At 55.9% G+C, this 12,741-nt stretch carries 11 protein-coding genes; 1 reads left to right on the forward strand and 10 read right to left on the reverse strand.

Annotated elements, in window-relative coordinates; all coding sequences use genetic code 11:
• Window positions 1-3 precede the first annotated feature (3 nt).
• The 10 genes from AC0L6S_RS13500 to AC0L6S_RS13545 all read right to left on the reverse strand — a co-directional run bounded on the left by AC0L6S_RS13500 (window position 4) and on the right by AC0L6S_RS13545 (window position 11,356).
• A complete protein-coding gene (locus AC0L6S_RS13500; RefSeq protein WP_473424519.1) occupies window positions 4-933 on the reverse strand; it encodes a carbohydrate deacetylase in 930 nt (309 codons plus the stop codon).
• Window positions 843-2,027 (reverse strand): carboxylate--amine ligase, encoded by a 1,185-nt coding sequence (locus AC0L6S_RS13505; RefSeq protein WP_473424523.1) that lies wholly within the window; start codon window positions 2,025-2,027, stop codon window positions 843-845. The genes AC0L6S_RS13500 and AC0L6S_RS13505 overlap by 91 nt, the downstream gene beginning before the upstream one ends.
• A 45-nt stretch (window positions 2,028-2,072) precedes the next feature.
• Window positions 2,073-3,122: an EpsG family protein gene (locus AC0L6S_RS13510; RefSeq protein WP_473424524.1), complete on the reverse strand. Its 1,050-nt coding sequence runs from the start codon at window positions 3,120-3,122 to the stop codon at window positions 2,073-2,075.
• A 16-nt stretch (window positions 3,123-3,138) separates the two neighbouring features.
• The gene (locus tag AC0L6S_RS13515; RefSeq protein ID WP_473424525.1) at window positions 3,139-4,263 is read right to left on the reverse strand and encodes a glycosyltransferase family 4 protein; all 1,125 of its coding nucleotides are present in this window, start codon (window positions 4,261-4,263) and stop codon (window positions 3,139-3,141) included.
• Window positions 4,260-5,477, reverse strand: coding sequence for a glycosyltransferase (locus AC0L6S_RS13520; protein ID WP_473424529.1), 1,218 nt, complete (start codon window positions 5,475-5,477; stop codon window positions 4,260-4,262). The genes AC0L6S_RS13515 and AC0L6S_RS13520 overlap by 4 nt, the downstream gene beginning before the upstream one ends.
• 12 nt (window positions 5,478-5,489) lie before the next feature.
• Window positions 5,490-6,647 (reverse strand): glycosyltransferase family 4 protein, encoded by a 1,158-nt coding sequence (locus AC0L6S_RS13525; RefSeq protein ID WP_473424530.1) that lies wholly within the window; start codon window positions 6,645-6,647, stop codon window positions 5,490-5,492.
• A gap of 11 nt (window positions 6,648-6,658) precedes the next feature.
• Entirely contained in the window at window positions 6,659-7,441 is a 783-nt protein-coding gene (locus AC0L6S_RS13530) for a glycosyltransferase family 25 protein (RefSeq protein WP_473424531.1), read from the reverse strand.
• 54 nt (window positions 7,442-7,495) lie between these two features.
• Window positions 7,496-9,721, reverse strand: coding sequence for a GumC family protein (locus tag AC0L6S_RS13535; protein WP_473424532.1), 2,226 nt, complete (start codon window positions 9,719-9,721; stop codon window positions 7,496-7,498).
• A gap of 31 nt (window positions 9,722-9,752) precedes the next feature.
• A complete protein-coding gene (locus tag AC0L6S_RS13540) occupies window positions 9,753-10,298 on the reverse strand; it encodes a polysaccharide biosynthesis/export family protein (RefSeq protein ID WP_473424533.1) in 546 nt (181 codons plus the stop codon).
• 107 nt (window positions 10,299-10,405) lie between these two features.
• Window positions 10,406-11,356 carry a hypothetical protein gene (locus AC0L6S_RS13545; protein ID WP_473424534.1) on the reverse strand — a complete coding sequence of 317 codons (951 nt, stop codon included), beginning with the start codon at window positions 11,354-11,356 and terminating at the stop codon, window positions 10,406-10,408.
• 578 nt (window positions 11,357-11,934) lie between these two features.
• Between AC0L6S_RS13545 and AC0L6S_RS13550 the strand changes: the two genes are divergently transcribed.
• A complete protein-coding gene (locus tag AC0L6S_RS13550) occupies window positions 11,935-12,726 on the forward strand; it encodes a hypothetical protein (protein ID WP_473424535.1) in 792 nt (263 codons plus the stop codon).
• Window positions 12,727-12,741: the final 15 nt, after the last annotated feature.

Consider the following 12,741-nt stretch of genomic DNA (forward strand, 5'->3'; position numbering starts at 1 on the left):
GGTTCAAATGTCACCGTAATGCACACTGGTAAAACCGAGTGCTTGCAGTAAAACGGGCAGGCGACCGGACATCAGGAAGCGCCACTCACGCTCGCTGATATCCCCAATTCTGGTCAGCCCACCGAGCTCTCCTGAATCTCTGGCCGGGTGCACCATTAGCTCAAACACACCCGCTGGAGCCGCTTCCAGTAACACGCGGTAGTGCTCTGTATCCAACTCCTGCGGGATATTGCCCAGATCAAATATACTGCCCAACCCGCTGTTCCAATCCAGCCGCCCATTCCAACGCCGGCTATTGCGAGCCAGCAGCGCGCCCAACACGCCGAGTTTCAAGCGCCGTGCAACAGGCGCCTGCACACCGGCGGGATGCAATACCCAGGGCATACGGATCGGGATTTTTTGCGCTACACCGAAGGCGGCAACTACATCGAAGCACTGTGGAAAGGTGTGCAGATGCTGATGGCTGTCAATGTGCGTGGGGCTGAGCCCCAGCGCCCTCATCAGCCCGAACTGTGCCCTCAGTTCACGCTCAAGTTCCGCTTTACTGACACGTCCAAGCAGCAATTTTGCAGCCAGCGTACCGCGGGAATAGAATTGTCCTGATTCATCAACCAGGCTTGCAACCGAGTGAGGGCTGGAAATCGGGCGGCCCAGCGTAATATTAAAGTGCAGGCCGACACCCAATCCGGGTGAACGTTTGGCTTTGTCCACTGCATCTTCGGTTGCCCCGGCGTTGACCATCAGTGTGGTGCTGGTTACGCCACCGTCCTCGAAGGTGTCGATGATGGCATCGTTCACACCTTGCGTCAGGCCAAAGTCATCGGCATTGACTATAATCCGTTTCAGAATGCTCTCCTGAAAAACTTCATCACATAAACGGCCAACTCGGCAACAAAAGGCAGAGGGTCGGTGAGACTGAACACAGGCCAGCAACGGCCACTGACCGGTCCACCCGCGGTGAGATCCGGTGCTTCTAGAATAAAGCCCCGACCCCGATAGCGGTAGAAAACTGCCGACGCGGCATCCTTGAGCGCGTAGTGCCAGAGTATGCCATCATGCTGCTCTGTTGGGCTCGCCAGCGGCAGGCCCGTCAAATCACAATACGCTCTTTCTAGCAGGCGTTTTCCTGCGGCATGACTTGCATAGAACCACAGAGTCGGTCTGGGGTTAATTTCAATGACCTTGAGTCTCCCGTCGCGGGGATCACGTTTGAACTCGGCGCCGTAGACCCCGGAAAACCCAATAGCCGAGACAAGTTTCTCAGCTGTAGCGCGGGTTTCGGTAAGGGTCTCGCTGATGACCCTGGATGCCGAGCCAAATCCAGGCGGGTACTGCCTGAGCTTTCTTGCGGTAAACGTATCGCCAGCCCTAGCATTGTCGCTGGCATAGGCGGCCACCAGCGTGATACGCGATTCCTCGCCCGGAATGATTTCCTGTACCAACCAGCTCCCCGTCGCTTTCGGAATCGCCTTAGAGAGCGTTAGAAGTTCGTCCCGGCTCTCAACAATGAACAGTTTCTTGCCACGCAGAAACGGTTTCGCCAAGTGGATCAGTGTGGGCTTCAAAATGCAGGGAAAGGGAATCTCCGGCAATTGCGCAACTTCCGCCAAGCTCGACAGCGCCCATACCCCGGGCGTCGGAATACCGTGCCGCTCACACAGCTGATGAAACTTCTGCTTGTCCAGTAGCTGTTCAGCCTTCTCAGCGTAGCATTTGGCGATATGGAAGACGGGTTCAAGCCTGGCATAGTTCTCGATAACAAACTCGATATAGTGGTCGCTGGTGGGGATGAGCACCGCCTTACCCTCAAGTCGAGCTGCAAACTCCAACAAGCGGACCGCCAGACTTTCACTATCCGCCTCGTACCAGACGCCACCCGTCGCGCGAAAATACCGTGATGCGCCGGCACTGGCAAACCCAGTGTCTACGCCCAGCAGCGGCGTACTGCTTCGCCCTAATTCCCTGGCCACGTACAACCCGGTGGGTGACAAGCCGAGCACTATTGCATAGGGCCGGGGAGTGTTCATACGCTCAAGATCATCAATGACGTCGCCAACAGAGAAGTAGCATTCTCAGAACAAATAGCTCTGATACGGGACATAGCAAATATTGGCATGACGCGACGCCGAGAACCACACCAAAATATAGGCAGCATAAACAGCTATCACACCCAGTTCAGCCAGCTGCACAGACCGCCTGTTGGAAAACATCGCACTGGGTAAAGCAGCGAGAATATAGGCCTGCATGGGAACAACATAGAAAATGAGTCGGTGCAGCGCAACGGTATTGATCAGCATCACAGGGATCAGAGCGAATGACACTAGTGCAAACAGCCGCATCAGGTTGTATTCGTTGGGAAACACCCGAGCCATGCGCGACGTGTATAGCTCAAACAACGCTGCCGTAATAACCAGCAGACCGAGCCTGAAAATTGCACCTCCCGAGTCCATTTCGCCATAGATTTCCTCGATGTACCTGTCCTGATAGACCTCCGCCCGCCCCGACAGCAAGTACGCGGCGACCGGCATCAGAATGACAATCGCTCCGACAACCCGTGCAAAGGAATAGGACCTGCCCACCATAAGTGCCAGCGGCAGAAGAATAACCAGCGATTGATGGAAAGTTGATCCGATCAGGATATAGAGCACAACCTGTATGCGCCTGGCGTGCAGAAAAGCGTCCAGAGCCCCCATCAGGAACGCCACGGCAAGTGCCTGCCTCACACCGGACATCGACAGCTGTATTACCAGTATCGGAAATACCAGCGCTAGCAGCAAAAGCGGCCTGGGATGATTGCGTGCAAACTTGATGAGGTAGTAGAAAAAGATCGCAGCGGAAAAGATATTTAGCCAGACATACTCCAACCCCGCTTTCTTGGTCAGGTAGGAGAGCAGGAAAAAACCCGACTCACTGGTATCGAAGAGCGAGTTGATGTTATTGAACAGCAGATATTTAAAGCGTAGAAAATACGTCGCAAAATCGCAACCGGTATCCAGTCTGGCACCCACAAACAGCACAAAAAACACATAGAGCGCGCCAAAGAAAAACATTCTCTGTCGGTGCGTTACATTTGCCATGCCCAGAACGGCCAGCGACATAAAAATGGATACGTAGAGGATCACAGCAGCTGGCTACTTTTCACGATTTACCTTCAGCGCAGCCAGCACCGGCACGATTAGCCAATGCATCGTCAAACAGCTCGCGCATCTTCAAAGCCTGACGAGCGGGGGCAAAGCGCTGCTCCACATCCGCTCTGGCCTGTTCAGCAATGGATTGTCGCAACCCGGGATCATTGATCAGCATGGTCAACGACGCATACCACTCTTCTTCATTATTACAGAGATACCCGGTTCTCCCGTGATGAATTAGCTGCTGGTTGTAGCCGATTGCAGAGCAGACGGGGACGACGCCCGCGGCCATGTAGGTTCGCGCCTTGCCCCCGGACTTCCCTCGCGCCCAGTCTTCGTCAGGCAAAGGCATCAACCCGATATCGAACCGCGAAAGCGCTGTCAGCTCACCCTGCAGCGACCATGCAGTGGCCTTCCAGGGAACGCCATCCATATGAAAGTCCCCACCGCCCATCAGCTCAAAGCACACATCAGGGTTAGCAGCCGCAATCCGCTTGAGAACCGGCTCAATGACGCGCAGATACTTTACCGTTGTGGTAGAGCCCAGCCAACCTATAGTAACGGGCTTGTCATTGGAATGCCTCGCATGCATGGAAATTCTGTCCGTATCCTCTGCCACTTCGAGCGTCACAGCATGCGCCCCGTGGTTCAAAGCCTTATCGCGGAGCCAGTCATTCCCGGCCACAACGCAATCTACCAGCCCAAACAGCTCCAGATTTTTTTCCGGTGATCGTAGATAGGTCGCAACCGGGGTGAAGCGGCTCGGCTTGTTAATGAAGAGGGCATCGTCATAATCGAAGAATAAAACCGCGCCGCAGCTTTTCATATAGCGTTCGACCAATGGCGGAGCAATAGGAAACAGCTCGCGCTGCATATAGATGATGTCGTAGTCCCTGAACCGCAGCAGTACATGCAGGCGTTTGGCTATTGCCTTGCACATCAACCAGGCTTTCTGAAGGGCAGCACCGTGCGTGAAATAGCGCCGATACATCTGTGTGTCCATAAAGCTCTGCTGATCACAGCGCACACCCAGCGCTTCCAGATGGGACACGTATTGATACACCCGATACCGGCTGCTGGCGCCCTCATACGGATACCGCGTCAGGAACAGCACTTTGATTGCGCGTCTGGTCAATCGCTGCTCCGCTCACTGTTAGCCGCCAAAGCAGCGTAAATTTTCGCGTATGCTGCGATACCATCGCGTAGTGAGAACCGCTGCAGCGCTGCACTGCGACAGCGTTGGGAGATTCCCGGTAGCCGAGCAATACTGATAAGGCGCGATAGCGCTGAACTCAGAGTCTTGGAATCCCAGTCATTGATCACCACACCCGTGCCGGTTTCGTTAACGTCTTCCTCAACATCTCCGACCCTGCCATTGGTCAGTACCGGCTTGCCACTGGCGAGCATCTCACCCAGTCTGGTGGGGCTGGATGCGCGCTTCGACCATACGGGTTTGACAAAAAATATCCCTGCATCGATGTTTGCTATTTCAGCCGGTACCTGATCAAACTCCACTGCCTTCATATCGACACGTGCCATATCGACGCCCGCCCGCTCCAGGGTCTCGCGAATGTCCTTATGGCCCGACCGATTGATGACTAAAAAGCGTGACGCCGGTTCAGTTTCGAACAGCAATTTCACCACACGGGCAACATCACTGAACATATACCAACTGCCGGCAGAGCCAACGTAGCCGAGAGTGAAACCCGTGCCTTCAGCTCGAACACTAATTTGCGGCCTGAACAGCGCCATATTAGTACAGGTAGGAATAACCGAAATAGGAGGTGGCGAACTGTCAAGATAACTGAACCTGTCTATCTCGGCGGCCCCGGAGCGCGTTAACGAGACCACGTGATCGGTATGCGTAAACAGCAGGCGCTCCAGGTATTTGAAGCTGCGATATCGCAGCGAACGCTTGCGCCACATTCCGCCATCCACTCGCTCATCAACCCAGAAACCGCGCATGTCGAACAGGTGTCGCGCGCCCGTTGCCCTTTTCACCAGCAGCCCCATCAGACCGGCCAAATAGCTGCGGCAATGTACTATGCTCACATCAGCCCTGCGCGCGAGCTGCCTGCCTTTGCGAATCCCCATAACCACATCGTATAAGGTAGCTGGCATGCTAGGGCGATTATGGTACTGCAGGTAGTGCCAATCGACCCCAGCCTGCCTGCATTGCAGTGCAAGCGAAGAAAGGCGACCGGATTCTCTCAGCGCTTCGGGCTTCTCAAACGTCAGCAGCGTCATGCGGTAGTCCGGCGCCAGTCCAAGCACATACTGCAGAACCTGCGATTGGCCAAGCGGGTCCAACAATCCGGTGTATGAAATGTAGAGAATACTGGCCTTCATTATATTTTCTCGTTACCAGCGCTTGGTATTTTCGATCACCCTGGCCTGCCGCAGCGCCACCGTCTCTTCGTAGAGGGTGTTCATTTGCCTGACTATCTGCGGCAGAGCGAATAACCGCTCAACCCGTTGCCGCCCAGCCCTGCCATAGGCTTGCCGGGTGTCGCACGATGCCGCCAGCTCGCTCAATGCATGAGCCAGTTCCACTGGCTGTTGTGCCGCGACCACTGCGCCGCTAACCCCGCTTTCGACAATTTCGAGCAGCCCACCGACAGCTGTGACTACCACGGGGCGCTCAAGCGCCATCGCTTCAATCGCCGTTAAACCAAAGCCCTCAAAGCGCGAAGGAATGGCCACAATATCTGCAGAAGCGATAACTTCCAGCATGCTACGATGCGCCAGACTTCCGGTAAACGCTACAATTTCCGCAAGCCCAGCCACCCGAACTGAATGTTCCAACTCCGCGAGCATCGGGCCACCCCCGGCGATAACTGCCGTAAACCTGAGCCCTTCATCGCGCAGTATTGTTAGCGCCTGCAGCAGGTCTGTATGCCCTTTTTCGCGCACGAGGCGACCCGGCACGACAATCCGCATGGGCTCATCGGTAGGCTGTCGCCGGTGCAACGGCAAAGCGTCTATTGCATCGAGATCAACAGGATTGTGAATCACGTCGATGGCATCGAGCCCCAGAGCCGCACGGTAATGCACTGCCACGGCATTGCTGACGGCTATCTTTCGGTCAAACCCTTTCGCACCCAAAAGCGCGGCGAGCCACTTTTTCAGCGAAAGACCGATACCGCCGATGTTAACACCCGGGGCATAGGCGAGATTGTGAAACGTCACCACTGTGGCAGCACCGTGCAGGCGCAACCGCCTCACCAGCGCGACAGACTGCGCGGGAAAGTACAGGTGGGCATGGATGATATCGACACGGTGCTCTGCGGCCAGCCGGGACAGGCTCAGCGCGGTCCGGGGGAGGTTCCACTTGTGCCCTGCCGGCAGTTGCACAACCTCGACACCGGACTCTTGCAGCACCCCCGAAAGATCCAGGATTTCAGTTCTCACCGCAACCATCACGTCATGTCCCAGCCGCTGCAGCGCCGGCAGCAGAGCTGTGAGTTGCTGCTCCGCTCCCCCAACGCCCAGTGATTCAATGACATGCATGATCTTCATGGTGCGAGCTTTCAATGCCGGGAAGAGATTGCGGAGCGCTCTTCAACCAGCACAATATTCCTCTCCTTGATGCGGAAAATCAGCTGCCGGCGCAGCGCTATCAACTTTCTGCCCAGCGGATTACGCAATAGCAGGTTTCTGACTTTCACGGGCAGTGAATCTTCACGGCGATAGCCAATCGTAGATTGAAACGATTGCATTCTGCAGGGTATCGGGTGGGCCAGTCGGATTGAGCACACAGCACCAGTGCGGTGAAAAGCCGCCCAGTCATCTGCCACATACTGCAGATTGCGATTGCACTCCAGTATCCCTCTGGCGGCATCCCGGCCGATCAGGCAGGCGGCTGACGTACGCATACTGGCAGCACGCAGGGGATAGATCAGGCTGACGCCGGTGCCAGCAACAGGTACTGCATCGATGCGACTGAATTTTTCTCGTTTGATCGTGCGATTGTAAAGTGAAATAACCTCGTCGGCGGCCAGTTCGGACTGCAGCTTATCGAGAATCTGGTCTATACCAACAGGTAGGCGAACATCATCCTCCACCACAAAGCCCGCTTTGTCACCACTGGCGACGATCCTGTGGTACGCGAGCAAATGCGCGGCGGCACACCCTATCTGGCCCTGATTAAAGCCCTCCGCCCCACGAGTTGAGATAAAATCTGGCAGGGTATCCGGATCAGTGCCATCAACACAGATGGAGTGTACGGTTCTGCCTGATCTCGCTTTGACATGCCGATGGATATAGTCGAAGCGTTCACGAAATCGCGGAATCGACACCACGTAAATATCCATTCCTCTACTCCCGATAAGCCGCCGCCAATGGCGCCAGACCACAACCTGCCTGCGTCAGCTACGTTCACCAGCGTCGTAGGTGCCGTAGTAGCCGCCCCTCCCGTAGGCGCGCTGCTTTCTGGTATCCAGCCTGTTCAGTACAACACCCGTCAGCGGGAGGTTGCTGTGCTTGATCAGGTTGATATTTTTCAGCACCAGCTTGAGCGGTGTTTCGTCCGCCTTGGCGACATAGACAAGCGAATCCGCCACGGTTGCCAGAATCAGTGAATCACTGACGGCGTTTATCGGCGCCGAGTCGATGATGATGCGATCGTATTGCTCGCTCAACGCCTTCACCAGATCCCTGAACTGATGCGTGGCCAGCATTTCCTGTGGATTTGGCGGCAGAATGCCGGCGGGCAACAGGTCAAATCCGGCATCGGATTTTTGCACACAGTCCTCAGGCCGGTCACTGAGACCAAGGACATTACTTAACCCAGGGGTGCCGTTGGGCAGATTGAAGGCCTTGGCCACTGCAGGCCTCCTCAGGTCTGCATCGATCAGCAGCACGCTCTCCATCTGTGCCAGCGCCGACGCGAGGTTGATCGCCACCGTGCTCTTCCCCTCGCCCGGGTTGGTTGAGGTGACTACCGTAATCCTGTGGGGATTTTCCAGACCGGTGAGCATCAGGCCGGTACGCACACTGCGGATCGACTCAGCAAACGCCGATGTCGTGTCTTCAAGGTAGCCGAGATAGGGGCCCATCTGGCCCTTTGGCACTTTGATGTTGGGTAGAACTCCCAGCAGCGGCGCACCCAGCCGCTCTATCACCTCGTCCGGTGAACTCAGCGTGTTATCCAGCATATCCCGCAGAATGGCCAGACCGATGCCGACCAGAGCAGACAACACAAAGGCAATGAGAACAATATTCCGTTTGTTGGGTTTTATCGGTGAAATGGGAGGCGCAGCTCTCTCGACCACTCTGGCGTGCGCGGACTGGAAGCCCATCGTCTCCGATGTCTCCTTGGCCCGGTTAAAAAACATTTCGTACAGGCGCTGATCCGCCTCCACCTGTTGCTCCAGCTCGCGCAGGCGGAACTGCTTGCGATTGGAGGTAGCAACCTCTTCTTTCACCGCTGCCAACTGCTGCGACAGATTCTGCTCGTTGCGCAGCGCGACACGGTACTCCTTCTCTATCCCGGCGGCGACCTGCATCACCTGTTGTTGCAATTCTCTCTCCGCACTTTCCTCACGGGCAGTGGCGGCCATCATTTTGGGATGCTCGGGCCCATAACGCTTGGCCAGGTTCGCAACCTCCTGCTCCGCCGCAGTATGGTTTTGCTTCAGGTTCTGCACCAGTGGATGCTGCAGCACCTCCGGTATGCTCATCAGTTGGGAAACCGAGTAATTTGCTCCGCCACCGAGCTCACGGTAAATATTCTCTGCTCCGATCCGGGCCCGACGCGCCTCGCCCAGACGCGTTGTGAGCTCATTCAACTCCTGCGCATCCACCGTTTGGCCACCGGACATATCGAGAATCTCTTCCCTGTCGCGGTAGGATTGCAATGCCTGCTGCGACGCATCCAGTTTGGCCTTGAGATCCTGCAATCGGCCGGTAAGCCAGCTCCCCGCCTCCTGGGTAGAGCGCAACTTCGCGTCCAGCTGACTCTGTATGTAAACCCGGGCCAGTGTGTTGGCGATTTCTGCGGCCAGTTTTCGGTCTGTGGACTCGAAACTCACAACAACCAACTGGGTAAACTCAACGGGCTCGACGGAAAGCCGGCTCATGAATCGGTTGATCACGGCGGCCTTGCGACGCTCTTCATCATCCACGGCGGAATGCTGGTTGCGGGTAGTTGTCGCATCAAAACCGCTTATAAACTCCCGCAGGACCGCGCGCCAGCCACCCTGACTGCTTCCCTCACTGTCATCCTTGCCCGATCTGGCAGGCGCAAACAGCGGGTTGTTCCAAAGATCCAACTCGTCGGCCACCATCTCGGCGATGTCGCGGTTTCTGATAATTTCAAACTGGGTGAGAAAGTATTCCCGGATACCGGGCGGCTGACCGTAGACCTCTTCGATAGAGACCGTTTTCGCCTCCTGCGATTCGATCATTATTGTGGTGCTGGCACGGTACACCGGGCTGATCCTCATCACCCACAGTGTCGTCAACAGACTGACTACCAGACAAAGGCCCAGAATGCCCCATAGATTGTGACGGATAACCTCCCACAGGTGGTGCAGATCGATCGCATCCTCATCGGGCGGGTTGAGATCGGCGGGGCGCTGGAGTCCTGGCATTGTATTGTGTGCTCGCGGGTAAAGCGTGGCGCTAGAAGAAGCTTTGTTCAATATTGATGACGTCGCCAGGGAGGATACGCGATGTCAGTTGCGCCGGCTTGCCTTTCCCGCCCTTACCCTGGTCGTCGTCATCGGACATGATGTAAAACTCACTTTTGGAAGCTCTGGAGGTAAAGCCTCCGGCTATGGATACCGCCTTCTCCAGTGTCAAACCGGGTTTAAACGGATAGCCCCCGGGATTTTGAACTTCACCACGGACAAAAAATGGGCGGTATTCCTTGATAGCGACGTTGACCTGCGGGTTGATGAGAAAACGGCCACGCAACCCCTCCGTAATAGCCGTTTCCAGCTCACGAGGTGTGAGCCCTCGCACCATGATCTCCCCCAGCAGCGGAAAAGAGATGGCGCCGGTATCGTCAAGTACCGCGTCGATGCTGAGGTCCGGCTCTTCAAACACGGTAACCTGTACATGATCCCCCGTATTGAGCGTATAGGACGCATCAGCGGCTTCATTGGCCAGCACGGGCAATACTAACAGGAGGAGGAGCAACAATGATTGGTGCAGTCTGGCGATCAAGATAATATCCGTGAATTAGGGTGGCGAGGCGGGCCACAACCCGTGAGCTTAGCAGATACTAAGAGTAGTTGCCCGTATCTGCAAATCAACGGGCCTGTTTCGGCTGCTTACACCACATTCAGACAGTGCTGCAGCACCTGCGGGAGTGCGCCGTGCTCCCTGGGATAATGCAGGTGATATACGGGCAGGCCGTGATTCAGCAGCTGCGCAACACCGGTAAAAGTGCGCGACATCGCCCGCCGGTCAGTTGGATCGAGGCTAAACACACTGCCTAATATAGGCATCAGTGCATCTTGGCCACCGGCCGGCAGAACCCGCACTGCTCCATCTGCAGACGGCGGCGGTGCACCCAGCAGAAACAGCGCATCCAGATGCCGTGGACCGGGTGAAGGCCGAGACTGCGCGGCCAGTCGCATCTGTTGTTTGCTTGAGTCGTCCGTATAGGGCTCAAACCCCGTGGCATCGTGCCCCAGAGCGCGCAGTGAATCGGGATACAGGCGCAGCGTCGGAACACCCCCAACAATGCTGGCTCCGCGCGCATCAGACCGCAGCAAAATACAGTCGTCATCAACCATCTGTGCACCCTGCAAATGGCAGTAGGACGCCAGCGTCGATTTGCCATAACCTGATTCGCCCAGAAAAGCCACCGTCGCGCCGCCAGGCAAGGTGACAGCGCTGGCGTGCAGCAAGAGTTTCCCGGTGTTGGCCAGATAGCGCGGCAGCACCTGATTCAGGAGTAGGTGGCGCAGGAGGCCCTCATCGACACCCGGTGAGGGTAGAAATTTGATATTGCCACCTGTTGTCATGAAAAAGTTGGCCTGTCCCGGCAGGGAAAGCAAATAATCGTCATCCCGACGACCACAGCTGCAGATCAGCCGGCCATCGGCGTCGCTCCACTCATACCGGGTCTTGAACGCATCGGGCGAGACCTCATCAGCAGCGGCCTGCCGAACAGTGACGGAAGGGGCAATATCAGAGTCATCGCTCAGCTCAGGCAGCGACAGATGACTGTGGACGGCAATATCAAAAAAACGATAGGTGCCAACTTGCTGATACAAGCTCTGAGAGTCACGGGGCTCACCGGGGCAGCATGGTTGCAGATTGGAGTTCGTCACAGTATTAGTCGGCTTTTGAGTTACACATCATCGGTGTATTGAATGATACTGAGTACCCCGTAGCAAACGGGAGAAAAATATCGCTTGCGCGTGTATTATAGTAATGCAAATCTTGGCATCTGAACGATCTATATTTCAAACTGCAGTAGTGGGCGTACTCGCCCGAGATTTCCGGACAGTGAGTGCACTCGACTCATTCCGGCAAAGATTCAGGCAAAAAGGCAATATCATGGCAGTTAACGACGACTTGGCAGATGAGGGAAAAGCAGAAACTGAGAAGGACCTCAGCAGACGCGATTTCGTCAAACATTCCAGCAAGGCACTCTACATTGCTCCCACACTGACTGTTCTTGGCTCCGCGCCAGCATCGGCCCAGTTTGGCAGTCCTCCACCCCCGCCGGGGTCAGCACCAGCTCCGCCGCTGCCCGGCAGGTGACACTGGAACCATCGCCATGCCACTAGCCACCAACCGCCCACTACTAACCGCAACCTCCAAGAGAAGCCCCGCAGGATTGAAACGCATGTCAATCAACGACCATATGATTCGAATATTCGGCAAGGGAGTTGCGAAAAGACTCCACGTGGGCTCACCGCGTGCGGCGCTGGGTGCTCTGGCTACGTTCTGTTTTGCACTGGCGCTGGCTCCTCAGGTTACAGCGCAGGCTTGCGGCCCGTCACTCACCTTACCAGCAAATGAGTGGACCATGGTCGGTATTCCCTGTGTACCGCCAACGGGCAATAAAACCATTGGCGATGTTTTTGGCCCGAGCTTGGGAACGGCGGACTACGGCGTCACCTGGATTGCATGGAAACGTGTTTATGACGACAACCAGTGTGTCGTATCCTCAGGCCCGTCCGATTGCTACACCAAGTTGACGCTGGCCAGTACCGCTGACACCGGTGATGCATTCTGGATCTACACCACGGAACCAAAAACCTGGCAACCCGGCTCTACCACAGGCAGCACTCCCGGCCCGAGTTTTGACTTTGATGCAAAGCTCTCCACGGATGGCAACAGCCGCTATTACATGTTTGCCAATCCCTATGCTGGCACAGTTGACTGGTCCGATGTGATCTTCCGCACCGCCTGGTTTGGCGCTTTTACGATCAACCTCTCAACCCAGCAGGCAATCAACTATACTTTTGTCAGCAAGAACGTCCATTACTGGAACGGCAATACCTATTACACACGCGATTTGAGCAGCCCGGAGGCCACCTTCACTGCCAAGCATGCGTCATGGCTTGAAATGCTCCAGCCAACTCCTGCCAATTGGTGGCCCTCACCAGCCATCATCCGTGTGCCATCGCCATAAACCAATCCTTCAGGA

The sequence above is a fragment of the Halioglobus sp. D3-4 genome, from assembly GCF_055809315.1.

What these genes read in the sequence shown, in the direction of transcription:
- AC0L6S_RS13505 (WP_473424523.1), bottom strand. Translation starts at nt 2,027, where the DNA reads ATGAACACTCCCCGGCCCTATGCAATAGTGCTCGGCTTGTCACCCACC.
- AC0L6S_RS13520 (WP_473424529.1), bottom strand. Translation starts at nt 5,477, where the DNA reads ATGAAGGCCAGTATTCTCTACATTTCATACACCGGATTGTTGGACCCG.
- AC0L6S_RS13525 (WP_473424530.1), bottom strand. Translation starts at nt 6,647, where the DNA reads ATGAAGATCATGCATGTCATTGAATCACTGGGCGTTGGGGGAGCGGAG.
- AC0L6S_RS13530 (WP_473424531.1), bottom strand. Translation starts at nt 7,441, where the DNA reads ATGGATATTTACGTGGTGTCGATTCCGCGATTTCGTGAACGCTTCGAC.
- AC0L6S_RS13535 (WP_473424532.1), bottom strand. Translation starts at nt 9,721, where the DNA reads ATGCCAGGACTCCAGCGCCCCGCCGATCTCAACCCGCCCGATGAGGAT.
- AC0L6S_RS13550 (WP_473424535.1), top strand. Translation starts at nt 11,935, where the DNA reads ATGTCAATCAACGACCATATGATTCGAATATTCGGCAAGGGAGTTGCG.